Origin of the sequence: Scandinavium sp., from assembly GCF_036271055.1 — a bacterium.
Taxonomy (GTDB): domain Bacteria; phylum Pseudomonadota; class Gammaproteobacteria; order Enterobacterales; family Enterobacteriaceae; genus Scandinavium.
Map to the genome: position 1 here is coordinate 24,101 of NZ_DATBBJ010000059.1, position 23,285 is coordinate 47,385.

Annotated in this window: 23 protein-coding genes and 1 tRNA gene; 12 read left to right on the forward strand and 12 right to left on the reverse strand. The window is 51.9% G+C overall.

Going from position 1 to position 23,285, the window contains the following annotated elements; translation table 11 throughout:
• Positions 1-10 precede the first annotated feature (10 nt).
• The 4 genes from VH187_RS08185 to VH187_RS08200 all read right to left on the reverse strand — a co-directional run bounded on the left by VH187_RS08185 (position 11) and on the right by VH187_RS08200 (position 4,858).
• Entirely contained in the window at positions 11-1,273 is a 1,263-nt protein-coding gene (locus tag VH187_RS08185; protein WP_329700967.1) for a CmpA/NrtA family ABC transporter substrate-binding protein, read from the reverse strand.
• Between the two features lie 266 nt (positions 1,274-1,539).
• Positions 1,540-2,766 (reverse strand): nitrate- and nitrite sensing domain-containing protein, encoded by a 1,227-nt coding sequence (locus VH187_RS08190; RefSeq protein WP_329700968.1) that lies wholly within the window; start codon positions 2,764-2,766, stop codon positions 1,540-1,542.
• A 230-nt stretch (positions 2,767-2,996) separates the two neighbouring features.
• Positions 2,997-3,084, reverse strand: a tRNA-Ser gene (locus VH187_RS08195).
• A gap of 145 nt (positions 3,085-3,229) precedes the next feature.
• On the reverse strand, positions 3,230-4,858 hold the full coding sequence (locus VH187_RS08200) for an ABC transporter substrate-binding protein (RefSeq protein ID WP_329700969.1): 1,629 nt from the start codon (positions 4,856-4,858) through the stop codon (positions 3,230-3,232).
• Positions 4,859-5,132: 274 nt separating this feature from the next.
• On the opposite strand from VH187_RS08200, the gene yccA reads away from it, so the two are divergent.
• Together yccA and tusE are read left to right on the forward strand one after the other, a co-directional pair.
• Complete coding sequence (gene yccA / locus VH187_RS08205; protein ID WP_329700970.1) at positions 5,133-5,792, forward strand: FtsH protease modulator YccA; 660 nt, start codon at positions 5,133-5,135, stop codon at positions 5,790-5,792.
• Positions 5,793-5,882: 90 nt separating this feature from the next.
• Complete coding sequence (tusE, locus tag VH187_RS08210) at positions 5,883-6,212, forward strand: sulfurtransferase TusE (protein ID WP_329701336.1); 330 nt, start codon at positions 5,883-5,885, stop codon at positions 6,210-6,212.
• Here tusE and yccX read toward each other — a convergent pair.
• Positions 6,209-6,490, reverse strand: coding sequence for an acylphosphatase (gene yccX / locus VH187_RS08215; RefSeq protein ID WP_329700971.1), 282 nt, complete (start codon positions 6,488-6,490; stop codon positions 6,209-6,211). The two genes, tusE and yccX, sit on opposite strands and share 4 nt — an antisense overlap.
• 85 nt (positions 6,491-6,575) lie before the next feature.
• Here yccX and rlmI point away from each other — a divergent pair, with 85 nt between their 5' ends.
• Both rlmI and hspQ read left to right on the forward strand, forming a co-directional pair.
• Complete coding sequence (gene rlmI / locus VH187_RS08220) at positions 6,576-7,766, forward strand: 23S rRNA (cytosine(1962)-C(5))-methyltransferase RlmI (protein ID WP_329700972.1); 1,191 nt, start codon at positions 6,576-6,578, stop codon at positions 7,764-7,766.
• Between the two features lie 63 nt (positions 7,767-7,829).
• Positions 7,830-8,147 carry a heat shock protein HspQ gene (hspQ, locus tag VH187_RS08225; RefSeq protein ID WP_329701337.1) on the forward strand — a complete coding sequence of 106 codons (318 nt, stop codon included), beginning with the start codon at positions 7,830-7,832 and terminating at the stop codon, positions 8,145-8,147.
• A gap of 31 nt (positions 8,148-8,178) precedes the next feature.
• On the opposite strand, the gene VH187_RS08230 is transcribed toward hspQ, so the two are convergent.
• Positions 8,179-8,592, reverse strand: a complete 414-nt coding sequence (locus VH187_RS08230; protein ID WP_329700973.1) for a CoA-binding protein — start codon at positions 8,590-8,592, stop codon at positions 8,179-8,181.
• Between the two features lie 168 nt (positions 8,593-8,760).
• Here VH187_RS08230 and csgI point away from each other — a divergent pair, with 168 nt between their 5' ends.
• Together csgI and mgsA are read left to right on the forward strand one after the other, a co-directional pair.
• Positions 8,761-9,423, forward strand: a complete 663-nt coding sequence (gene csgI, locus VH187_RS08235; RefSeq protein WP_329700974.1) for a curli synthesis inhibitor — start codon at positions 8,761-8,763, stop codon at positions 9,421-9,423.
• A gap of 93 nt (positions 9,424-9,516) precedes the next feature.
• Positions 9,517-9,975 (forward strand): methylglyoxal synthase, encoded by a 459-nt coding sequence (mgsA, locus tag VH187_RS08240; protein WP_329700975.1) that lies wholly within the window; start codon positions 9,517-9,519, stop codon positions 9,973-9,975.
• Positions 9,976-10,006: 31 nt separating this feature from the next.
• Here the strand turns inward: mgsA and helD are convergent, their stop codons facing one another.
• Complete coding sequence (gene helD, locus VH187_RS08245; RefSeq protein WP_329700976.1) at positions 10,007-12,061, reverse strand: DNA helicase IV; 2,055 nt, start codon at positions 12,059-12,061, stop codon at positions 10,007-10,009.
• 124 nt (positions 12,062-12,185) lie between these two features.
• Between helD and VH187_RS08250 the strand changes: the two genes are divergently transcribed.
• Together VH187_RS08250 and yccS are read left to right on the forward strand one after the other, a co-directional pair.
• Positions 12,186-12,632 (forward strand): YccF domain-containing protein, encoded by a 447-nt coding sequence (locus tag VH187_RS08250; protein ID WP_329700977.1) that lies wholly within the window; start codon positions 12,186-12,188, stop codon positions 12,630-12,632.
• Between the two features lie 17 nt (positions 12,633-12,649).
• Entirely contained in the window at positions 12,650-14,785 is a 2,136-nt protein-coding gene (gene yccS, locus VH187_RS08255) for a YccS family putative transporter (RefSeq protein ID WP_329700978.1), read from the forward strand.
• On the opposite strand, the gene VH187_RS08260 is transcribed toward yccS, so the two are convergent.
• Positions 14,766-15,395 carry a TfoX/Sxy family DNA transformation protein gene (locus VH187_RS08260; protein ID WP_329700979.1) on the reverse strand — a complete coding sequence of 210 codons (630 nt, stop codon included), beginning with the start codon at positions 15,393-15,395 and terminating at the stop codon, positions 14,766-14,768. The two genes, yccS and VH187_RS08260, sit on opposite strands and share 20 nt — an antisense overlap.
• 217 nt (positions 15,396-15,612) lie before the next feature.
• On the opposite strand from VH187_RS08260, the gene sulA reads away from it, so the two are divergent.
• Both sulA and ompA read left to right on the forward strand, forming a co-directional pair.
• Complete coding sequence (gene sulA / locus VH187_RS08265; RefSeq protein ID WP_329700980.1) at positions 15,613-16,110, forward strand: SOS-induced cell division inhibitor SulA; 498 nt, start codon at positions 15,613-15,615, stop codon at positions 16,108-16,110.
• Positions 16,111-16,463: 353 nt separating this feature from the next.
• Positions 16,464-17,522 (forward strand): porin OmpA, encoded by a 1,059-nt coding sequence (gene ompA / locus VH187_RS08270; RefSeq protein WP_329700981.1) that lies wholly within the window; start codon positions 16,464-16,466, stop codon positions 17,520-17,522.
• Positions 17,523-17,586: 64 nt separating this feature from the next.
• Here ompA and matP read toward each other — a convergent pair whose 3' ends face one another.
• Complete coding sequence (gene matP, locus VH187_RS08275; protein ID WP_329700982.1) at positions 17,587-18,039, reverse strand: macrodomain Ter protein MatP; 453 nt, start codon at positions 18,037-18,039, stop codon at positions 17,587-17,589.
• 184 nt (positions 18,040-18,223) lie between these two features.
• Between matP and VH187_RS08280 the strand changes: the two genes are divergently transcribed.
• Both VH187_RS08280 and fabA read left to right on the forward strand, forming a co-directional pair.
• Positions 18,224-19,981, forward strand: a complete 1,758-nt coding sequence (locus tag VH187_RS08280) for a Lon protease family protein (protein ID WP_329700983.1) — start codon at positions 18,224-18,226, stop codon at positions 19,979-19,981.
• A 69-nt stretch (positions 19,982-20,050) separates the two neighbouring features.
• Complete coding sequence (fabA, locus tag VH187_RS08285) at positions 20,051-20,569, forward strand: bifunctional 3-hydroxydecanoyl-ACP dehydratase/trans-2-decenoyl-ACP isomerase (protein ID WP_329700984.1); 519 nt, start codon at positions 20,051-20,053, stop codon at positions 20,567-20,569.
• Positions 20,570-20,648: 79 nt separating this feature from the next.
• Here the strand turns inward: fabA and rmf are convergent, their stop codons facing one another.
• The 3 genes from rmf to pqiB all read right to left on the reverse strand — a co-directional run bounded on the left by rmf (position 20,649) and on the right by pqiB (position 23,284).
• Entirely contained in the window at positions 20,649-20,816 is a 168-nt protein-coding gene (rmf, locus tag VH187_RS08290) for a ribosome modulation factor (protein ID WP_054179110.1), read from the reverse strand.
• 264 nt (positions 20,817-21,080) lie between these two features.
• Positions 21,081-21,647, reverse strand: a complete 567-nt coding sequence (pqiC, locus tag VH187_RS08295; protein WP_329700985.1) for a membrane integrity-associated transporter subunit PqiC — start codon at positions 21,645-21,647, stop codon at positions 21,081-21,083.
• Entirely contained in the window at positions 21,644-23,284 is a 1,641-nt protein-coding gene (pqiB, locus tag VH187_RS08300; protein WP_329700986.1) for an intermembrane transport protein PqiB, read from the reverse strand. The genes pqiC and pqiB overlap by 4 nt, the downstream gene beginning before the upstream one ends.
• Position 23,285: the final 1 nt, after the last annotated feature.

A 23,285-nucleotide genomic window follows, 5' to 3' on the forward strand; every position in this document is an offset into this window, starting at 1 on the left:
GCGGCCTCACTTAGCGTTTCATTGCAAAACTGTTAGCGTATTCAACAGGACGAGTGCCATCCCAGACGCTGCCGTCCATTAATGTGCTACGGCGCATGTCGCTGGAGGGTAAATTGATCCCTCCCACGGCGGTGGCCGCCTGTTTGTAGATGTCGATGCGGTTAATTTTTTGGGCGACACCAAGATAGTCAGGATCTTTGTCGAGCAGGCCCCAGCGTTTGTGCTGGGTCAGGAACCACATGCCATCAGAGAGCCAGGGATAATTGACTTCGCCATCGTTGAAAAAACGCATGCTGTGAGCGTCTTTCCATTTTCTCCCCAGACCGTTTTCGTACTCGCCCAACATTCGTCCCTGAATCGTCTCTACTGGCGTGTTGATGTAGGCGCGTGCCGCCACAACGCTTGCGGTTTCGATACGGTTGGCGTCGGAGGTGTCTATCCAGCGGGACGCATCCAGCACCGCAGCGGTCAGAGCACGGGCCGCATTGGGATTGGCGGCGACCCAGGCAGACGTGGTGCCGAGAATTTTTTCCGGATGATCTGGCCAGATCTCCTGAGAAGTAACCGCGGTAAAGCCGATGTCGTCTTTGATCGCGCGTTGGTTCCAGGGTTCGCCCACACAAAAGCCGCTCATGTTGCCGATTTTCATGTTCATCACCATTTGTGGCGGGGGCACCACTACGTTGCGCACATCGTTGAACGGATGGATACCCGCGTTCGCCAGCCAGTAGTAGAGCCACATGGCGTGCGTACCGGTTGGGAATGTTTGCGCAAAGGTGTAAGTGCCCTTCTCGCTGGCGCCGACCACTTTTTTCAACGATGTCCCATCGATCACTCCAGCCTGTTTCAACTGATTTGAAAGGGTGATCGCCTGCCCGTTGTTGTTGAGCGACATCAGCATCGCCATGTCATGCTGTGGGCCAGATACGCCGAGTTGAAGGCCATACACCAGACCGTAAAGCACATGCGCCGCATCCAGTTCGCCAGACACCAGCTTGTCGCGCACCGAGGCCCAGCTCGACTCTTTGCTGAGGACGATTTTAATGCCGTACTTCTCGTCAAATTTCTTTACCGCCGCCATCACAACGGAGGAACAATCGGTGAGTGGAATGAACCCGACGCGGATCTCTTTCTTTTCTGGCGCATCTGAACCGGCTGCCCAGACGTTGTTCATCAAGCCGGACATGACGATGCTGCCGCCCAGTGCCGCGCTCCCCACAAGAAAGCGGCGGCGGGATAATTGCCCCAGATGTTGTTTTTCGCCCTGTGTCATTCCGGCTTCCTGTAACGTTGAAAAATGAGCAAAAAAAAAGCGTCCAGTTAGCGCTCAGTGGTCTGAACGCTAACGGACGCCTTTATCCGTAATCCTGACTAAACCGCCATTGGCTTAGTGCTTGTGACTAAAAATAATGCAGCTAGTGTGCCAATTTTATAGATCATCATAAATCAGTGGCTTAAAGCGTTGGCTTAAGCAGTTGGCTCATTTTGTGCACCGCAACTGCACACTTCGCACTGCGCAATTGCACACGGACGGTGCAGCTACGGCCCCGCTTTGCTCTCATTGTTGAGGACAGCGGACACGGCGAGCATCGCCTCGGCAACTTCAGACAGTTTCTTATTCTGATTCATTGCCATCTCCCGCAGCGTCTTGTGCGCCTGCGGTTCCGTGAAGCCGTGTTGCTGTATCAATACGCTTTTGGCACGTTCCACTAACTTGCGCTCGGCCAGCGTGACACGAAGCCTGGCGAGCTCCGTATCCAGCGCCTGCAACTGGCGGGATTGCTGCTCGACAAGTTCGAGAACGGAACGGCTGAGCTGGGCAGGCAGCAGAGCAGGATAATGTTCCTCGGGCTGCGGAAGGTGTTCAACACTCTGCTGCTGCAGGGCAAGTGACGCTTGCGCTTCACTAATACGCTGACGGCAACACGTCATCAGCGCCTCTTCGAGTTCATTTTCAACGATCTTCATGCCATCCATGCGCGCGGTCGCAATGTCAAACCAGCGTAGCGCCATGTCGCTTCCGCCTTCATCTACGCTGAGACGGGTACAGGCAATGCGCCTGTAACGTTCAAAATCGCTGCTTTGCTGACTCATCTGTTGCTGCCACACCAGCCTGCACGGGCTGTCTGCAAACTCTTTAAAGGTCTGGAAACAGCGATCCTGGCTATCAATCAAATCCATTAGCTGCAGATGCGTGCTCTCATCAAATTGCCGGGCGGCGAAACCGGCTGCTGCCGTAGCGCGTTCCTGGCCCGCCAACTCTTTGCCCTGCATAAAGCTGCACAGCGCCAGGAGCGCCCGCGAAATGAGCGGGTCACTCGAAATATCTGCCGTCTCAAACACCAACGCCAGATGGGCACGAATCACGTCGTTGTACTGTTTCATGGCTTCCGGCTGGCTAATGCTCAGCGCCTGAACCTGCTGACGTAACAGCGGTAATGTGCCGAGACTGTGCAAGACCATAGCGATGCGACTAAACAGGCGCGCGGCATTAACAATGTTTTGCCTCACGAATTCCGATGAAGTAAGCAACTGATTCATTGAATCTTCTGCCGTTTGCACCTGCAATGCCCGCTCGCTGAGTTGCTCTCCCCCCATTTGCCGGTGAGAGCACAAGTAGATGTTTGCCGTTCCTCGCTCGCGTTGCAGCATATGCACCATATGACTGATGGCACCCACCAGCCTGCCTAATTGCAATAATTGCTGCAGGCTGGCGATTTCACTTTTTTTCGATTCATAGACGAAGCTGAGAGCTGAAAGCACCATAAAAGAACCTGATAAAAGGAAAGGTCCTGTCATCAAGCAAGATTAGTGCCACTCTCTTATGTGGCTTGAGTAATTGCCCGGTAGGCGTGAAGCTTCAAATTACGATATGTGAGGAAATGTCGACGCGGACTGGTCTGAGTCGTCAAATGCTTGTCGGTTTGTCTAACGTCAAAGCAAATATTTGCACAAAAGAAAAAGCCCAAGTCGCATAACGACTTGGGCTTCGAATTTGGCGGAAGCGTAGAGATTCGAACTCTAGAACCCTTTCGGGTCGCCGGTTTTCAAGACCGGTGCCTTCAACCGCTCGGCCACGCTTCCTAAGTGAGGCGCACTATAAACATCCCCGAACACTCTGTAAAGCCCCACCTTGTTCGTTTGCCTAAAAAAAAGTCAAATCGGCGTTAATTGGCTGAAAGAACAACAGATTGAACAGTAATGCAGCAGTTTTTTCGTGATAACGCGCTTAATGTTTTTTGATGTACATATCTTTGGTGTAGTAGTAGCCGAGTCTGTCGGGCGTAAAGCCACCGACCCACGGCTTCACCAGATGGGTTCGGACATAGTGATACACCGGAATTGCCGGTACATCCTGCCCTAACATATCTTCTGCCTGTTGATAGTATTTGCCACGTTCGGCGCTGTCCGTGGCCTGAGCGGCATGGCGTAACGCTTCATCGTAAGCGGGATTTTTGTATTGGCTGGTGTTCTGGCTGTCGCCGATACGGAAGTTATTCAGGAAGGTCGCGGCGTCATCATAATCAGCGATCCACGCATAACGCACCACATCGAAATTCCCGGTGTGCATGGCATCAAGCATCGTTTTCCACTCCTGATTTTGCAGCTTCGCTTCTACGCCGAGATTTTTCTTCCACATGGAGCTGACGGCGATAGCAATGCGCTGATGTGATTCAGACGTGTTGTAGAGCAGATTAAATGAAAGCGGATGATTTTCCCCGAACCCTGCTTCGGCGAGCAGCTTTTTAGCTTCGGCAATGCGTTTCTCCTGCGGCCAACTGGCGTAATCCGGCGCGTGAAGCGTCACCCCGCCAATCTCTGGCTGGCTGATAAGCCAGGCCGCACGTTGCCCCTGCCCCAGCACTTTGTCGGCAATGATATTTTTGTCCAACGCCATATTCAGCGCCCGACGCACTCTCGCGTCATTGAACGGCGCTTTCGTGGTATTGAACTCGTAATAATAGGTCGCAAGCTGTGGCGAGACATCTACCTCGTCGCCCATTGTTTTCTTGAGCATTGCAAACTGGTTTATCGGCAAGGTATAGGCGATATCTATTTCACCCGCCTTGTAGCGATTAACGTCCGCAGCCTCAGAGTGGATCGGCAGATAGGTGACTTTCTCGATAACCGTGTGTGCATTATCCCAATACTTTTCGTTTCGCACGCCGATGATCCGCTCGTTCACCACCCACTGCGAAAGTTTGTAAGCCCCGCTGCTAACGAAATGCTCTGGCAGAGTCCACTTATCTCCAAAACGCTTAATCAGTACCGGGTCGACAGGCACCAGCGACGGATGCGCCAACATGGCGAGGAAGGAAGCCGTCGGCTGGCTCAACGTCACCTGTAAGGTATTATCATCCAGCGCCTTCACACCAAGGGTATCCGCTGTTTTCTTGCCCAGTGCGATATCATCGGCATTCACGATATGCATGTTTGCGGGATAACTCGCGTAGGGCGACGCGGTTTTCGGTGATATCAGGCGTTGCCAACTCCAGACAATATCCTGCGCGGTAATCGCCGAGCCGTCAGACCAGGTGATCCCCGGACGCAAATGGAACGTCCACACCGTGTTGTCTTTATTGTCCCAGGAGGCTGCCAGACGTGGCTCAATGGTGCCATCCGGTTTTACTGCCACCAGCCCGTCAAACATATCGCTAATAATGTTGTATTCAACGTCGCTTTCCACTTTATGCGGATCGAGCGACGCGGGTTCGTTGCCGTTATTTCTGACCAGTTCCTGCTTATCCGCAAGCTGAGTGCCTTCGGGAACCTGAGCCGCCCAGACCATTGAAGCTGAACTCAGAAGCCCTGCGGCGAGCAAAGCCCGCGTAATGTGATTGCGCTTTTGTGGTTTCATATCCATTGCCTTATTGATTTCATTATTGTTGACACCATTTCCAGTCTTAGCGGCGGTTTTGTAATAAGGCAATATTTTTCAGTGACCTATAAGAGCTCGATCTGGCTTATGGAACAAAAGCAACGAACCTGCTGCCTCAGATTTTTTCGTCGATATATTCTTCTGTAGAGGGGCCGTAACGAGTCGGTAAAGATGGGTAAAAGCACTAGAGCTTTGGACTTTATTTACATATTCTCGATAGTTAATACCCCTGTCATCAATATAGAGAGTGACTATGGATCGCATTATTACCTCCTCGCGTGACCGTACATCGCTACTGAGCACGCACAAAGTTCTGCGTAATACCTATTTTCTGCTGAGCCTGACGCTGGCGTTTTCCGCCATAACGGCGACGGCAAGTACCGTACTGATGTTGCCATCGCCGGGTCTGATCCTGACGCTGGTTGGGATGTACGGCTTAATGTTCCTGACGTACAAAACCGCTGACAAACCGGTCGGTATTTTGTCCGCATTCGCCTTCACCGGCTTCCTGGGTTATATCCTGGGCCCAATGCTGAACGCTTATCTTTCTGCCGGCATGGGCGATGTGATTGGCATGGCGCTGGGCGGTACCGCGTTGGTGTTCTTCTGCTGCTCGGCTTATGTACTGACCACGCGCAAAAACATGAACTTCCTCGGCGGTATGCTGATGGCGGGCATCGTGGTGGTGCTGATCGGTATGGTGGCGAACATCTTCCTGCAATTGCCTGCGTTGCACCTGGCTATTAGCGCGGTGTTCATCCTGATCTCTTCTGGCGCCATTTTGTATGAGACCAGCAACATCATTCATGGCGGCGAAACGAACTATATTCGCGCCACCGTCAGCCTGTATGTCTCGCTGTACAACATCTTTGTCAGCCTGCTGAGCATTCTCGGTTTCGCCAGCAAAGACTAAAACGGCATTGGCAACAGATCAGGCCCCGCTTATGCGGGGCTTTGTTTTTTGCTACACTGCGACGGTTTCTGATAACGGCACTGAATGACTATGTTGAACTTTGAAGGCAAAGAAATAGAGACCGATAACGACGGTTATCTCAAAGAAAGCAGCCAGTGGAGTGAAGGTCTGGCAGACGTGATTGCCGAAAAAGAGGCCATTGTCCTCTCTGCGGAGCACTGGGAAGTAGTGCGCTTTGTGCGCGATTTCTATCTCGAATTCAATACCTCTCCCGCCATCCGTATGCTGGTGAAAGCCATGGCGAAAAAGTTTGGCGAAGAGAAAGGTAACAGCCGCTATCTGTATCGCCTGTTCCCGAAAGGCCCGGCCAAACAGGCCACCAAAATCGCGGGCCTGCCTAAGCCGGTGAAGTGCATTTAGTAGCGAATACCGAAATCGTTCCAGCTTTTATCAGGCTGGTTCGGTTCGGTCAGCACCTTGTCCACCCGAGCGCTGCGTGGCCCTCCCGCTTTCAGCCACGTTATAAGCTGTTCCACTTTTTCCGCTTCACCACATGCCAGCACTTCGACACTGCCGTCATCCAGATTCCGCGCATACCCCGTTAAACTGAGTTTAAGCGCCTCGCGCTGAGTGCTGTAGCGAAACCCGACGCCCTGCACCATTCCGTGAACCCAGGCTATTGTGCACACTTGTGCCATGACTGTTCCCCCGTTATCCATTGCATTTCCCCGCTGACGTGGGAAAATGGCGCCCATTTTCTTTGAATCAACAGAATAGCAAATTATGAGCGTACGTTTAGTGTTAGCCAAAGGCCGCGAAAAATCCTTACTTCGCCGCCACCCGTGGATCTTCTCCGGTGCAGTCGCGCGTATGGAAGGGAAAGCCTCTCTCGGTGAAACCGTGGATATTGTTGACCATCAGGGGAAATGGCTGGCACGTGGCGCGTACTCTCCTTCCTCACAAATTCGTGCGCGCGTTTGGACGTTTGACCCACAGGAAAGCATCGACATCGCCTTCTTTGAACGCCGCTTACAGCGAGCACAAACCTGGCGTGACTGGCTGGCACAAAAAGACGGGCTTGATAGCTACCGCCTGATTGCTGGTGAGTCGGATGGCCTGCCGGGCGTGACCATCGACCGTTTCGGCAATTTCCTTGTCCTGCAACTGCTCAGTGCAGGGGCCGAATATCAACGTGCGGCACTGATTAGCGCACTGCAATCCTGCTATCCAGAATGCGCCATTTACGATCGCAGCGACGTTGCGGTCCGTAAAAAAGAAGGCATGGAACTGACCCAAGGGCCGGTGACGGGTGAAATGCCACCAGCCCTGCTGCCGATTGAAGAACACGGCATGAAGCTGCTGGTCGATATTCAGGGCGGCCACAAAACGGGCTATTACCTTGATCAGCGCGACAGTCGTCTGGCTACACGTCGTTATGTTGCCGACAAACGTGTGCTTAACTGCTTCTCTTACACTGGCGGTTTTGCCGTATCGGCGCTGATGGGCGGTTGCCGCCAGGTGATAAGCGTGGATACCTCGCAAGAAGCGCTGGACGTGGCGAAACAGAACGTTGAGCTCAACAAGCTCGACCTGAACAAAGCCGAGTTCGTGCGCGACGACGTGTTCAAACTGCTGCGCAAATATCGTGAGCAGGGCGAGAAGTTCGATGTGATCGTCATGGATCCACCGAAATTCGTGGAAAACAAGAACCAGTTGCAGGGCGCATGCCGCGGTTATAAAGATATCAATATGTTGGCCATCCAGTTGCTCAACCCAGGTGGCGTGCTGATGACTTACTCTTGCTCCGGCCTGATGACCACCGATTTATTTCAGAAAATCATCGCCGATGCCGCTATTGATGCCGGACGTGATGTACAATTTATAGAGCAGTTCCGTCAGGCAGCCGATCATCCGGTGATCGTGACCTACCCGGAAGGGCTTTATCTGAAAGGGTTTGCCTGTCGCGTCATGTAAGTTGAAAAGCGAAACATTGCCCACATATTCTCTGTAAGTAATGTTTCCCGGGAGGTAACTATGATGATTGCCAGCAAATTCGGTATCGGCCAGCAGGTCCGCCATTCCCTGTTAGGGTATCTTGGTGTGATTGTCGATATCGATCCAGAATATTCTCTGGACGATCCCGATGAAGACGACGTTGCGGTGAATGATGAGCTGCGTACTTCTCCGTGGTATCACGTAGTGATGGAAGATGATGACGGCGAACCCGTTCATACTTACCTCGCGGAGGCCCAACTGAAAAGTGAAGGTTTCGACGAGCATCCGGAGCAACCGTCTCTGGATGAACTCGCGCAATCCATCCGGCAACAGCTTCAGGCCCCTCACCTGCGCAACTAAAAGACAAAACCCCGCAAATGCGGGGCTTACTCTATTTGGCCAAACCTAGCCGCGGTATTTCAATCGCCGGGCAGCGGTCCATCACCACTTTCAACCCCGCTTCGCTCGCCAGCACGGCCGCCTGTTCGTTGATCACACCCAGTTGCATCCACAGTGTTTTTGCGCCAATGGCTATGGCTTCCTGCGCCACACCCCAGGCAGCCTCAGAGTTACGGAAAACATCAACCATGTCGACTTTTTCAGGCACCTCGGCCAATGTGCCGTAGCCCGGTTGTCCCAGCAGCGTTTTACCTGCTACTTTCGGTGAAACCGGAATAACGCGATAACCCTGATCCAACAGGTATTTCATCACGCGATAACTCGGGCGATCCGGTTTGTCACTGGCGCCCACCAGCGCGATGACCTTAGTCTCGTTCAAAATGCCTGCAATTTCGTTTTCGCTCATGATGTCCTCCGGGCAATTTTGCAAAGTGTACGACAATCCTGACAAGCCAGCCATTCAGTCATACCAGAGTATGAGGGCAGAATCATGGATTATGTCTATATGTTAATGAAAAGCAATTTCGTAAAATTTTGATACACTCTACAGGCAGGATGTTATCAGGAGATAGCGATGAAAACGGGGATGGTCTTTGTATGTCTGTTGCTTCTGATGCCTGTCAGCGTATTAGCCACGACGCTTCGGCTTTCGGGTGATATTGATTTACTGGTACTGGACGGTAAAAAAGTGTCAAGCCTGTTGCTGCGTGGGGCAGAAAGCCTTGAGGTGGATAATGGGCCACATCAGGTGGTGTTTCGCGTGGAAAAAATGATTATTTTGCCGGATCAGAATCGTCAGTTGTACGTCTCGCCCCCGCTTATCGCCAACTTTAATTCTCAGTTAGTGGGTCAGCTTAACTTTGACTTGCCTCGGCTGGAAACGCTGGAAGAAACCCAGGCCTTCACCAGCACTCCGCACGTCAGCCTCCTTGATGGCAATGCCATGCCGATCCCGGTCAAACTCAATATTCTCGCTATCACCCAGGTAGGTAGCAACATTGATTATGAAAAGGCGACTGAGGCCTATAATTTGGCAAATAAAGAGGCTTCGGGCACCCAGTTCAGCGCACCTGTACCTGACGACAGCACGCTGTTATCGAAAACCAATGAGCTGGATAACCCGGCATATCAATCCCAAACACTGACCGAACAGCGCCTCAAATACTGGTTTCAGTTAGCCGATCCGCAGACTCGCCACCGTTTTCTTGAGTGGGCTAAATCGCAGCCTTCTTCCTGAATAATGATATAGCGCAGGAAAAATCACCGTTGCCGCTTGCAGCGACAGTCACTTCCAGTAATCTGTCCGCATGTTGAATAGTGGAAAATGATTATGGAACAGACCACCCGAACCCTGCCAGGCCGCAAACATATCGCCCTGGTCGCACACGATCACTGCAAACAGATGCTGAAAGCCTGGGTTGAACGTCACCAGCCATTGTTGGCGCAGCATGAACTTTACGGCACAGGCACCACCGGGAATTTGGTTCAGCGCGCGACGGGCCTGGACGTGACGGCGATGTTGAGCGGCCCGATGGGTGGCGATCAGCAAGTCGGGGCGATGATCGCCGAAGGCAAAATTGATGTGCTGATTTTCTTCTGGGATCCGCTGAATGCTGTCCCGCACGATCCTGATGTTAAAGCCCTGCTGCGTCTGGCAACCGTGTGGAACATTCCGGTCGCCACCAACGTGGCCACGGCGGATTTCATCATCCAGTCACCGAATTTCAATGCCCCGGTAGAAATCCAGATTCCCGACTACCAGCGTTATCTGGCTGAACGCCTGAAGTAAAAATTCAAACCCCTCGTCAGAGGGGTTTTTGTTACGGCTTACGTACGACGGGTATATCCAAATTTTTCAGCACATCCACAAACGCTGATGGCTGTTGTTTGTTGAACAGCAGCCAGACGCGCTGGCGGGCTCGCGTCATCGCGACATACAACAAGCGCCGTTCTTCCGCATCCTGGAAGTCTTCCGGTTGTGGCAGCAGTGCCTGTTCCATAATCGATTCACGTGCCGGTGCCGGAAATGCGTCCTGCCCTTCTTGCAATCCTAGCACTATCGCGTAATCGGCCTGCTGGCCTTTACTGGCATGAATGGTCATAAAATCAATCTGCAATTTCGGCCAGCGCGTTGCAGCTTTTTCCAGCGCAGCAGGTTTCAGATGGTGATAACGCGCCATGATTAAAATACGCTGTTCCGGTTTCGCAAAACCGCTGAGCTTATCGAGCAACGCATCGAGTTGATCGTCCGGCAGTAATGTCACCGCCTTTTTGTCGCCGACGGTGAGACTGTTCAGAGGCTTACTAAGCTGATGCGGGTTCTGCTGGATGAAGCGATTCGCAACCTCACCGATTCGACTGTTAAAGCGATACGTAGTGTCCAGCGCACAGCAGTCGCCTTCGCCAAAGTTCTCGCTAAAAGCGGTCGTCAGTGACAACTGAGCGCCGCTAAAGCGATAAATCGCCTGCCAGTCATCACCCACGGCAAACAACGTCGTTTGCGAATTCTGTTTACGTAGCGCGGCCAGTAAACTCGCGCGCTGCGGCGAGATATCCTGAAATTCGTCAACCAGAATATGTTTCCACGGGCTGACAAACCGGCCTTTTTCCAGCACGTTGATGGCCTGATGAATCAATCCGGAAAAATCGACCGCGCCTTCGTCTTTCAACGCCGTTTTCCAGGCTTTCAACAGCGGCGCCATTAATTTGACGCGTTTGCCAAACAGCTCGCGGACTTCTTCTGGCGCGCTGTCGATCATCTCTGCTTGCGAACCACCGTGCGAACGCATCAGACTCACCCAACGATCAAGTCGGGTGCCCATACGGCGCAGAATTTTCGGGTCGTGCCAGTACTCTTCTTCCGGAACATCCCATTCCATCTCTTCCTCAAGCCACTGTCGCCATCCTTTAGCTTGAGCTTTTTTCTCCTGACACTGTTGCTGCCAGCAGTCGGTGAGCAATTTCTGGCGGGCCTGAGCGTCATTTTCGAGCTGACTGATGATCGGCACTTTTTTGCTGCCTTGCTCAATAATATGCAAAGCCAAAGCATGGAAGGTTTTAGCGCTGATGGCGTCGGTGTTAAGGCGGGACTGAATACGTTCGTCCATCTCCTGCGCGGCTTTACGACCAAACGCCAACAGCAGAATTTGGTCAGCGCTCGCTTCGCCTCGGGTCAACAACCAGCCCGCTCGGGCCACCAGCACAGATGTTTTGCCACTTCCCGCACCAGCAAGTACCAACAACGAACGCTCACCATTCACCACTGCGCGAGCCTGGGCACTGTTAAGCGGTGAAGATTCAATCCCCTGGAAGAAAGCCGAATACTGGTTCAGCATGGTTTCCGTAAACGCCTGATTGTGCTTCAGACGACTGGCTTCAATATCTTTCAACCATGCCTGGCATTGCTGCCAAAGTTCACGGCAGTTATCGAAGCTCTCAAGACGGCTCACGGGAACCGGGAGCCCTTCAAGCGCACCGCGTATTTTTTGCTTTAACTGCGCGATAGCATCACGGGTCAACCATTTACCTTCCGCGCTATAGCGGGAAATCACCGTCAACTGCTGCGTCAGCACTTCGGCGGCGATAGTGCTCATCTCGTCGCTCCACTGTTGCCAGCGGCTTTGCAAATGATGATGGAAGCGTTGGGTATCGGCCCATTCGGTGCCGTGCAAACGTACAACTTTGTCATCCGGCAGGACAAATTCCAGTTCGCCCCATACCAGACCGCGTTTGCAGTGGATCGCCGTCAACTGATTGAAAGGGATCAGGTATTCATGGCGATCGCCGGAAACCTTTACGCCTGCATTAAGGAGTTCCACCCGATCATAAGGGTGTTGGGCCATTCGCTTGCCGAGGGCTGTTGCTTTTAGTTCCATGTCTTGCCAAATCCCGGATGTAGACTTATCTATGACAGTGTAACCGTCAGATTACAGGTGCTCCAGCGCTAAAAAACGTTACAATCGTCAGGTCTTTCTTTTCACAGGACTGAACAGAGATCATATGCGTACCGTTCTGAATATTTTGAATTTTGTGTTAGGTGGCTTTGTCACTACCCTCGGCTGGTTGCTGGCAACGGTTGTCAGTATGGTGCTGATCATCACCTTACCCCTGACTCGCTCGTGCTGGGAAATCACCAAACTTTCTCTGCTGCCGTTTGGCAATGAGGCCGTTCATGTCGATGAACTGAACCCTGGTGAAAAAAATGGCCTGATGAATACCGGCGGCGCCGTGCTCAACATTCTCTGGTTCGTGCTGTTTGGCTGGTGGTTGTGTTTAACGCATATCGTCGCGGGCATTGCGCAATGCATCACTATTATCGGTATTCCGGTCGGCATTGCTAACTTCAAGATTGCAGCCATCGCCCTTTGGCCGGTGGGCCGCCGTGTGGTTTCCGTTGAAACGGCCCGTGCCGCGCGCGAAGCCAATGCTCGTCGTCGCTTTCAGTGATCGGGACTGAATAACACATGTTGAGTCCTCTTTTACGCCGCTATACCTGGAACAGCGCGTGGCTCTATAACGCGCGCATCTTTATTGCTTTGTGTGGCACCGCGGCCCTGCCCTGGTGGCTGGGCGAAGTCAAACTGACTATCCCCCTGACGCTTGGGGTGGTTGCCGCTGCACTTGCGGATCTCGATGACAGACTGGCAGGACGCCTGCGAAACCTATTGATCACGTTGATCTGCTTTTTTATCGCATCGGCATCTGTAGAACTGTTGTTCCCCTGGCCATGGGCGTTTGCACTGGGTCTGACGGTTTCAACCAGTGGCTTTATTTTGCTCGGCGGTCTTGGGCAACGCTATGCCACAATCGCGTTTGGCGCGCTGCTCATCGCCATCTACACCATGCTCGGCGTTTCGCTTTATGAGCACTGGTATCAGCAACCCTTACTATTGATAGCCGGTGCCGTGTGGTACAACCTGCTGACCCTCACGGGACATCTGATTTTTCCCATTCGTCCATTGCAGGATAATCTCGCCCGTAGCTATGAACAGTTGTCGCATTACCTTGAATTAAAATCTCGCCTGTTTGACCCCGATATTGAAAATGAAACTCAGGCGCCAATGGTTGAACTGGCAATGGCTAATGGGCAACTGGTCGCCACACTGAACCAGACAAAAGCTTCATTACTGACGCGCCTTCGTGGCGACCGTGGTCAACGTGGTACTCGCCGCACACTGCATTATTATTTTGCGGCGCAGGATATTCATGAACGCGCCAGTTCATCGCACGTGCAATATCAGCCGTTGCGCGATAACTTCCGCTACAGCGACGTGATGTTCCGTTTCCAGCGCCTGCTCTCAATGCAATCGCAAGCCTGCCAACAGCTCTCTCGCTCTATTTTACTCCGCACGCCGTATCAGCACGATTCGCGTTTTGAACGCGCGTTTGCGCATCTGGATGCTGCACTGGATCGCGTGAGTGCCAATGGAGCAGATAAAGAACAGATGAAAGCCCTCGGTTTTTTGCTCAATAATCTGCGCGCCATTGACGCACAGCTCGCGACGATTGAGTCAGAACAGCAACTGGAGATGCCGCAGAGTGAGACAGAAACCCAACTGGCGGACGATCGTCTGCACGGATTCAGCGATGTCTGGCTGCGTTTGAGCCGCAATTTCTCACCGGATTCCGCGCTTTTCCGCCACGCAGTGAGGATGTCCATTGTTCTGTGCGCGGGCTATGCGTTTATCCAGTTCACCGGGATGCATCACGGCTATTGGATCTTGCTGACCAGCCTGTTCGTCTGCCAGCCGAACTATAATGCCACCCGTCATCGACTGGCTCTGCGTGTGATCGGCACATTAGTGGGTGTAGCGATTGGCCTGCCCGTATTGCTCCTGGTGCCGTCGGTGGAAGGACAACTGGTACTGATTGTCCTGACAGGTGTACTGTTTTTTGCCTTCCGCAATATTCAGTATGCCCATGCCACCATGTTCATTACTCTGCTGGTATTGCTGTGCTTCAACCTGTTGGGAGAAGGGTTTGAGGTCGCTTTGCCGCGCATTATCGACACGCTCATTGGCTGTGCTATCGCCTGGGGGGCTGTCAGCTTTATTTGGCCTGACTGGAAATTCCGCAATCTCCCAACAGTAATGGCAAAGGCTGTCGACGCGAACTGTCGTTATCTGGATGCGATTCTGGAGCAATATCATCAGGGCCGCGATAACCGTCTGGCTTATCGAATTGCTCGCCGTGATGCACACAACCGTGATGCAGAACTGGCCTCCGTTGTGTCTAATATGTCGACGGAACCGCGTGTCACGGATGAAATGCGCGAGAAAGCTTTCCGCCTGCTGTGCCTCAATCACACTTTCACCAGTTACATTTCCGCGCTCGGTGCCCATCGGGAAAGGCTCACGAATGCTGACATCCTTACTTTACTGGATGATGCCGTCTGTTACGTCGATGATGCCTTCCACCACACGCCCTCTGACGAATTACGCGTGCAAAGGGCGTTGGCAGGGCTGATGGAACGGATCCGCCATCTTGAACCCGGTTCTGAAAGTAAAGCGCCGCTGGTCCTACAGCAGATTGGATTAATGGTGAGTCTGTTACCGGAATTTTGCCGCCTGCAACAGCAGGTTACTCCTCAGCCGGCATAATTTTTGTTTTCTCCATCAGCATCTCCGCCCACTCCTGGAGATGCTGACGGCGTTGCAGCGGTATGATGGCCGCATGCATACCCAGAATCGCGCCCTCCAGGGCAAACAATACATTCATACTGAGATCTTTGCGGATAGAACGAAGTCGGCACCAGGCGGTCGCCGCGCCCAAACCCCGCAGTGTATCCAAATCATGAATACCCGCCTCAGAAAGCAATAGCTCCAACTGGAATGTAATATTGGGCAAATTGCGCATCCGTTGAGCGTTGCACCGCTGTAACTTTTCGTTTTGAGCTCCGCGCAAAGCGATCGTAGACATCCGCAACAATAAAGATTGATCCTGCCAAAGACCGTCATCGACCAGATAATAATTGAGCGAAACCGGACGGCCACGCTTATTTAAGGTCAGTAACCGTTGAGGTTTAGAGGTGTCATAGACAGCACTTTCCTCACAAACCCTGAGATAAAGCTCCCCATGAGCCACCATTGCAAACACCGTGTCATCAATTGAAAGACTGTATCCTCCAAATAATGCGCGGTGATGAACCCTCCCTAAAGAGGATAAACATTCTTCACACTGATAGATCCGTTTATATGATAGTTTTCCCATGATTATATCCTGTAATCATGCAGTTAGATGAAAGGGTTTTGGTAGCGGATCCGTTAATGAGGAACATAGGGAACTTCATTTCCGGGGGCAAGTGGTTCTTTTCTCTGGCCGCCAGTTCTGTGCAATTTTGCGAGGAGCTTTCAGAAAATGAGGTTGATCTTTAGTCTCACCAGGTATACTGTATATTCATACAGTAACCCACAGGGCGGGATTCACTATGTACACTTCAGGTTATGCAAATCGCAAATTAATGGCCACTGCAGCGACAGCTGACCAACCACAGCACAGTTCAACTGGGCTAATCAGCGAAGTGCTGTATCGTGAGGATCAGCCAATGATGACGCAATTGCTGTTGCTCCCTCTTTTACAGCAGTTAGGTCAGCAGGAACGCTGGCAGCTGTGGCTAACGCCTCGGCAGAAATTGAGTCGCCAGTGGGTTCAGTCATCAGGTCTACCCCTTTCCAAAGTCATGCAAGTGAACCAGATGCTGCCAGGGGCGGCACTTGAATCCATGATTCGTGCATTACGGACTGGAAACTACAGTGTCGTGATCGGCTGGATGGCGGAAGAATTGAGTGAAGTTGATCAACTCCGGTTGGCAAATGCGGCAGAAGAAGGGAACGCGATGGGCTTTATTATGCGTCCCGTTAGTGCAAGTTCTCAGCTCACGAGACAGCTATCTGGCCTAAAAATTCATTCAAATTTGTATCATTGAGTAAAATTGGGATTTTTCCTGGTATTTTTTTTACCTGAACGATAACCCGCTATTTCATACGGGCTATTTTAGGAAAGTGCTTGTGTGGTGCGGTTCTCAGCATTTTCCTCGGAACAAAAATTCAACATAAATGTTAAATATTGTGTATACAACTCTTTTTTTTTCATATGCCTGACAGAGTTCACACTTGTAAGTTTTCAACTACGTTGTAGACTTTACATCGCCAGGGGTGATCGGCTTAAGCCACAGATTATGGCGTACTTATATTAGGTCCCGCCCCCGGTGAAGGATTTAACCGTGAACTTCTAAATGGATTTTCATGGCGATTTTTGGATGATAACGAGGCGCAAAAAATGAAAAAGACAGCTATCGCGATTGCAGTGGCACTGGCAGGCTTCGCTACCGTAGCGCAGGCCGCTCCGATGGACAACACCTGGTATGCTGGTGGTAAATTGGGCTGGTCTCAGTTCCATGATACTGGCTGGTATAACAGCTCCCTGAACAACAACGGTCCAACCCACGAAAGTCAGCTTGGCGCTGGTGCTTTCGGTGGTTACCAGGTAAACCCGTATGTTGGTTTCGAAATGGGTTATGACTGGTTGGGCCGCATGCCTTATAAAGGCGATGCTATCAACGGCGCATTCAAAGCTCAGGGCGTTCAGCTGACTGCTAAACTGGGTTACCCGGTAACCGACGATCTGGACATCTACACCCGTCTGGGCGGCATGGTATGGCGCGCTGACTCCAGCAACAACACCCCTGGTGTTGGTGACAACCACGACACTGGCGTTTCTCCAGTATTCGCTGGCGGTGTTGAGTGGGCAATGACTCGTGATATCGCTACCCGTCTGGAATACCAGTGGGTTAACAATATCGGCGATGCAGGCACTGTTGGCGTTCGTCCAGACAACGGCATGCTGAGCGTAGGTGTTTCTTACCGTTTCGGTCAGGAAACTCCAGCTCCAGTTATCGCACCAGCTCCAGCTCCAGCTCCAGAAGTACAGACCAAGCACTTCACTCTGAAGTCTGACGTTCTGTTTAACTTCAACAAATCTACCCTGAAACCAGAAGGTCAGCAGGCTCTGGATCAGCTGTACACCCAGCTGAGCAACATGGATCCTAAAGACGGTTCCGCAGTGGTTCTGGGCTACACCGACCGTATCGGTTCTGACGCCTACAACCAGAAACTGTCTGAGCAGCGTGCACAGTCTGTTGTCGATTACCTCGTATCTAAAGGTATCCCGGCTAACAAGATCTCCCCACGTGGTATGGGCGAATCCAACCCAGTTACTGGCAACACCTGTGACAGCGTGAAAGCTCGTGCTGCACTGATCGATTGCCTGGCTCCGGATCGTCGCGTTGAGATCGAAGTTAAAGGTATCAAAGACGTTGTAACTCAGCCACAGGCTTAAGTTATCGTCTAATAAAAAACCCCGCATCGCGGGGTTTTTTTTTATTCTGAAATAACGCGTTACGCTACTCTTTCCCTAACATCGCCTGTAAATCCTGCTTGAGCGTTGTCATCTTGCTGGCGTATTTTTCTTTATTTTCCGCATCTTCAATCAGCTGCACTATCGTTTCTGACAGTGTTTTACCGCGACGCTGTGCCAGACCAGCCAAACGTTGCCAGACAATAAATTCCAGGTCGATAGACTTCTTACGGGTATGCTGATGTTCAGCGTTAAAATGACGCTTACGTCGTGCTCGAATCGTCTGCTTCATACGGTTGAACAATGCCGGATTCATGTGCTGCTCAATCCAGTCATTAACCTGTACAGGTTCGTTTTCGAGCGTCAACAAGGTTTCTACCGCGTCCTGTGCAGCGCTGGTCTCAATGTAGCGGGTGATAAACTCACCTTCCCGGTGTTTTTTTACCAGGTACTTCCATTTCCAGCCGCTTTCAAGGTTTTCCAGTTGTTGATATTTCATTGCGATCTCAATGTGACCGTGTAACTCATTTCAGGATAACAGGTTTTTGCTGATGTGCTGAGAAGAAATCACTGACAACACGTAAGGCTAAGCCTATCCTGAAAGTTGCCCGCTAATCCCCGTGTGCTGACTGGCGCCTTGAGGTATAATCACCCGCTTTACATCTGACTAAAAAACAGCGACTTTGACGATTACAAAACTTTCACAGCGCGATTTAGCCCCGGATCTCGAGGCTTATCAAACGCTGTTTACCCAGCCTGATTTGGCAACCGAGACCGATTCCTTACCTGGCGAATTGCAGGCACGTCTGCACTATGCGCTGGACCAATTCCTTTACCCGCAGGCCATCTCCGACTTCTTGCTGGTCAAAGCACCAGAAGAACCAGAATATTTGCAATTATTGGCTGATGCCACCACTGAGCGCAGGGAAAAACCAAAAACGCTTTGTGGGGTTCGCTATGCCGTCAACGCGAATGAAATCAGCATGGCCGCGGCAACACAACCTGACGACAATTTCGCAAGCCTGGGCCCGGTCATCCACGCCGACTGGGTAGAGGCTGAGCAGCTATTTGGTTGTGTTCGTCAATTCAATGGCGAAATCACGCTACAGCCGGGTCTTGTTCATCAAGCCAACGGCGGCGTACTGATCCTCTCTCTTCGCAGCCTGTTATCTCAGCCGCTGCTGTGGATGCGCCTGAAGAATATCGTCTCTCGTCAGCGTTTTGATTGGCTCACTTTTGATGATTCCCGCCCCCTGCCCGTCACTATTCCTTCAATGCCGCTGTCGCTGAAGGTCTTGCTTGTGGGTGAACGCGAATCACTGGCAGATTTCCAGGAAATGGAGCCGGAGCTGTGTGAAAAAGCGCTCTACAGCGAATATGAGGATAACCTGCAAGTCGTGGATGAAGACTCGCAGAAACTCTGGTGTCAGTGGGTGTGGCACATCGCCCGCGGTTTGAATTTACCGGGTCCGGATGCTGATGCGTGGCCCCTTCTTATTCAGGAAGGCGCTCGATATACCGGTGACCAACAAGCTTTACCGCTCTCTGTGTTGTGGATTGCCCGTCAACTACGCGAAGTTGCCGCCTTCTGTGAAGGTGAAAGCTTTACCGCAGAGCAACTGACCACCATGCTCAATCAGCGCCAGTGGCGTGAAGGTTATCTCGCCGAACGCATGCAGGACGAAATCCTGCTCGAGCAGATCCTGATTGAAACGGAGGGTGAGCAAATTGGTCAGATTAACGCCCTTTCCGTGGTCGAATTCCCGGGTCACCCGCGGGCCTTTGGGGAACCCTCACGTATCAGTTGCGTGGTTCACATTGGCGACGGTGAGTTCACTGATATCGAGCGTAAAGCCGAACTCGGGGGCAACATTCATGCTAAAGGCATGATGATCATGCAGGCATTCCTGATGTCTGAACTGGGTCTGGACCAACAAATTCCATTTTCTGCCTCACTGACTTTCGAACAGTCCTATAGTGAAGTAGACGGTGACAGTGCTTCTATGGCCGAACTCTGCGCATTGATAAGCGCTCTGTCGAATGTTCCCGTCACTCAGAGCCTGGCTATCACGGGTTCTGTCGACCAGTTCGGCCGGGCACAACCCGTTGGTGGCTTAAATGAGAAAATCGAAGGCTTCTTCGCTATCTGCCAACAGCGTGGGTTGACCGGTAAACAGGGGATTATCATCCCGGCGGCTAACGTCCGTCACCTTAGTCTGGCGCAGGATGTTCAGCAGGCAGTTGAAGCCGGAGAATTTTCCCTGTGGGCTATCGATAATGTGACCGATGCGTTACCGCTGCTTACCCAGTTGGTTTGGGACGGCGAAGGTCAAACGACGCTCCTCCAGACCATTCAGGAGCGTATTGCTCAGGCAAATCAGCAAGATATCCGTCATCGCCCATGGGCAATGCGTTGGTTAAACTGGTTTCATTCAAACTGATCGGACTTGTTCAGCGTACACGTGTTAGCTATCCTGCGTCGCGAACTCAAAATAAGGCATACTGAAAACATGGTAGATAAGCGCGAATCCTATTCAAAAGAAGATCTTCTTGCCTCCGGACGCGGTGAACTGTTTGGCGAAAAAGGCCCACAGCTGCCGTCAGCGAACATGCTGATGATGGACCGTGTCATCAAAATGACCGAAACGGGCGGCAACTACGATAAAGGCTACGTGGAAGCAGAGCTGGATATCAATCCGGACCTGTGGTTCTTCGGTTGCCACTTCATTGGCGACCCAGTCATGCCTGGCTGTCTCGGCCTGGACGCCATGTGGCAGTTGGTTGGTTTCTATCTCGGCTGGCTCGGTGGTGAAGGCAAAGGCCGCGCACTGGGCGTGGGCGAAGTGAAATTCACCGGGCAAATCCTGCCAACGGCGAAAAAAGTAACTTATCGTATTCACTTCAAACGCGTGATCAACCGTCGTCTGATTCTGGGTATCGCTGATGGTGAAGTGCTGGTTGACGGTCATAAAATTTATGAAGCAACCGACCTGAAAGTGGGCCTGTTCCAGGACACCTCTACGTTCTAATCCGTTGCGTTGCCTTTAAAGGCACCTGATACGGCGAAGCCTCTGCATGCAGAGGCTTCTTTGTTTTAAAGAGACAGCATCAGGCGATTACTGCCCTGTCCTCCATGGCTTCTCGCCAGCCTCCCAGCCAGTGTGACCTTTGGTTTAAGGTCTGATAAGGACAGATTTCTTTTGATTTGCCAGCGATGCCAGCCTGGTACCCACGTTGATGTGCCCGTTCCAGGCGATCACGTTTTTGTCTCTTCATGCCTCGTTTCCCTCATTTTTTGATCTGGTGGAAAAGAAAACAATGGTCACTAAATATGCGACCACATATTAGGGATAACCTGAATCGGCGACAGCGTCAATGCGCAAAATTCACGCCAGTGTCATATTTGTGAGCTACTCAGAAGTTCATTTGTACAAAAAATGTGAGCCCGAACAACTAACCGCCTGAGACCAAAAACAAAAAAACCGCAACAGAAATGCCTCTGCTACGGTTTTTTGGGTGATGAATTTTACTTATGTTTACTTATGGCAAGCGATTAATAGACTGAGCAATAGAAGCGGCTTCCTGACTCCAGGCCTGCGCCAGGACCTTCACCATCGCATCATAGCCGTCTTGCTGTTGTTTAACCTCAATGTGGAATGGGTGCTTGATGAGCTGCCCCTGATGGTTCAGGAGCCACTCACCGCTTACTACGACCGTACCATCATAACGCCCATGAAAACCGCTGACGTTGACGTTCAGCGTGTCCTGGTCGCTACCCAGAGGCTGGGAGGCTACAACCCAACCTGGCAGTTGATTGCTGAGGTTCGCCACAAGTGTCGTTCGCAGTTGCTGATCCAGTGGGCTGGCCCACAGATTATTATTGGCAATAACGTACTGCACATCGCTGGTCTGATAAACCACGCCGTTACCGGCGAGGTAGTCAGGAATACTCACTTGCTCGACCCACAGCAGACGGCTGCCCTGACTGGCTGTGCTCTGCACGCCAGCCTGGGGAAGAGGCAATTGATAATACGTTTTGCTGTCACTGCCGCTGCTGCTGCATGCCGACAGCAGGCAGGCCATTACTACGGGTAGCCATTTTTTCATTCTTTTGCCCTCTTCGGCTGCGGATCCTTTTTATCCTTCGCTTCAAACACCAATGCATTGCTCTTATCGTTGAGTGTTTTCAGTACCGGCTGCAGTTCACGGAGTACCTGATCCAGACGCTGCATATCGCCCACCATCTTGTTATAGGCGGCGGAACCAGGCTGGAAGCCCTGCATACTACGATTAAGCTCACGCAATGTTTTCTGCATATCGGATGGCAAATCCTGCATCGACTGACTCGCGGTTATCTTGTTCAGATTATCCAGTGTTGTCTGCACGCGTTTCATGGTTCGCTGGCTTTCAGCCAGTGAATTTGTCGCCTGCTCCAGCAACGGATTAATTGGCAGATTATTAATCTTATCCAGCGCATCCATCAGGCGTTGCTGAATTTGCGCGAAACCACCACTGACCGTCGGGATGATCTCGAAACCACCGAATTCACGGAACTTACCGCGAGGTTCGGCTTTCGGATAGAAATCGAGATCGACATACAATGCGCCCGTCACAATGTTACCGGTTTTTAAGGAGCCACGTAGACCACGATCGATCAGTTGATCAAGGTGCGCACGAATATCTGGATCGCCGCCAAGCTGGTTAATCAGACGTTCTGGTTCGATACGCACTTGCACCGGAATACGGTAGTCATCATTCAGACGCTGATGCAGCCCTGGAATAAAGAACGGCACTTTGCCCACGGTCCCCAAACGAATGCCCCTGAACTCGACCGGCGCGCCAGGCTGAAGCCCGCGTACCGAATCCTTGAAGAACATGACATAGTCAATGTGCTGGGTATACATCGCGTCCTGGATGCTGCGTTGATCGTCGAACAAGTGGTAAGCCGTTTTATTGGCGACCGGTTCACCCAAATCTTGCCCATCAGGCACATCAAAGCTTACGCCTCCACCAAACAGAGTGGATAACGATCCCATTTCAACACGCATCCCGGCAGACGTCAGATCAACGGCAATGCCACTGTCTTTCCAGAAGCGTGCATTCGTTGTCACCAGACGATCGTTCGGCGCGTTGATAAACAGTTGGTAGCTGATGCTACGCTTATCAGCATTGAACGTGCTGGTTTCGACAGACCCCACACGGTAGCCACGGAACAGTACCGGATCGCCCGGAGACAACTGCCCCGCTTTATTGCTTTCGAGCACAATGTGGATACCTTTTGCATCCGGCGGTGCCAGCGGCGGTGAATCCAGTAACTGGAATTGGGCCGGTTCAGCGCCTTTCGTGCCCGGTTGAAGTTCAATGTAAGCACCGGATAAAAGTGTTCCCAGGCCACTGATGCCTTCACGCCCTACCTGCGGCTTCACGACCCAAAACACCGAATCGCCATGCAACAGTTTTTCCATACCGGCATTCAGACGCGCCTTAATTTCAACGTGCGTCAGGTCGTCGGTCAGGGTTGTGCTCTCCACGACACCCACATCCACGCTGCGACTCTTGATGCGGGTTTTACCGCCTTCAATCCCCTCAGCATTGGTGGTCATCAGTGTCACTTCCGGTCCCTGATGACTGTAGTGATAAAAGAGGATCCATGCGCCGATGAGCGCGGTAACGATGGGAAAGATCCACACCGGCGACCAGTTCTTCACCTTTTGCACTTTGGCCTCTCCACTCTTGTTTTCCATG

Bases quoted from the DNA above. Each gene is read 5' to 3' on its own strand.
- VH187_RS08185 (WP_329700967.1), bottom strand. From the start codon at position 1,273: ATGACACAGGGCGAAAAACAACATCTGGGGCAATTATCCCGCCGCCGC.
- tusE (WP_329701336.1), top strand. From the start codon at position 5,883: ATGTTGAACTTTGAAGGCAAAGAAATAGAGACCGATAACGACGGTTAT.
- helD (WP_329700976.1), bottom strand. From the start codon at position 12,061: ATGGAACTAAAAGCAACAGCCCTCGGCAAGCGAATGGCCCAACACCCT.
- hspQ (WP_329701337.1), top strand. From the start codon at position 7,830: ATGATTGCCAGCAAATTCGGTATCGGCCAGCAGGTCCGCCATTCCCTG.
- matP (WP_329700982.1), bottom strand. From the start codon at position 18,039: ATGAAATATCAACAACTGGAAAACCTTGAAAGCGGCTGGAAATGGAAG.
- mgsA (WP_329700975.1), top strand. From the start codon at position 9,517: ATGGAACAGACCACCCGAACCCTGCCAGGCCGCAAACATATCGCCCTG.
- VH187_RS08190 (WP_329700968.1), bottom strand. From the start codon at position 2,766: ATGGTGCTTTCAGCTCTCAGCTTCGTCTATGAATCGAAAAAAAGTGAA.
- csgI (WP_329700974.1), top strand. From the start codon at position 8,761: ATGAAAACGGGGATGGTCTTTGTATGTCTGTTGCTTCTGATGCCTGTC.
- VH187_RS08260 (WP_329700979.1), bottom strand. From the start codon at position 15,395: ATGGGAAAACTATCATATAAACGGATCTATCAGTGTGAAGAATGTTTA.
- pqiC (WP_329700985.1), bottom strand. From the start codon at position 21,647: ATGAAAAAATGGCTACCCGTAGTAATGGCCTGCCTGCTGTCGGCATGC.
- pqiB (WP_329700986.1), bottom strand. From the start codon at position 23,284: ATGGAAAACAAGAGTGGAGAGGCCAAAGTGCAAAAGGTGAAGAACTGG.
- rmf (WP_054179110.1), bottom strand. From the start codon at position 20,816: ATGAAGAGACAAAAACGTGATCGCCTGGAACGGGCACATCAACGTGGG.
- VH187_RS08200 (WP_329700969.1), bottom strand. From the start codon at position 4,858: ATGAAACCACAAAAGCGCAATCACATTACGCGGGCTTTGCTCGCCGCA.
- sulA (WP_329700980.1), top strand. From the start codon at position 15,613: ATGTACACTTCAGGTTATGCAAATCGCAAATTAATGGCCACTGCAGCG.
- yccX (WP_329700971.1), bottom strand. From the start codon at position 6,490: ATGGCACAAGTGTGCACAATAGCCTGGGTTCACGGAATGGTGCAGGGC.
- ompA (WP_329700981.1), top strand. From the start codon at position 16,464: ATGAAAAAGACAGCTATCGCGATTGCAGTGGCACTGGCAGGCTTCGCT.
- fabA (WP_329700984.1), top strand. From the start codon at position 20,051: ATGGTAGATAAGCGCGAATCCTATTCAAAAGAAGATCTTCTTGCCTCC.
- VH187_RS08230 (WP_329700973.1), bottom strand. From the start codon at position 8,592: ATGAGCGAAAACGAAATTGCAGGCATTTTGAACGAGACTAAGGTCATC.
- yccA (WP_329700970.1), top strand. From the start codon at position 5,133: ATGGATCGCATTATTACCTCCTCGCGTGACCGTACATCGCTACTGAGC.
- rlmI (WP_329700972.1), top strand. From the start codon at position 6,576: ATGAGCGTACGTTTAGTGTTAGCCAAAGGCCGCGAAAAATCCTTACTT.
- VH187_RS08250 (WP_329700977.1), top strand. From the start codon at position 12,186: ATGCGTACCGTTCTGAATATTTTGAATTTTGTGTTAGGTGGCTTTGTC.
- yccS (WP_329700978.1), top strand. From the start codon at position 12,650: ATGTTGAGTCCTCTTTTACGCCGCTATACCTGGAACAGCGCGTGGCTC.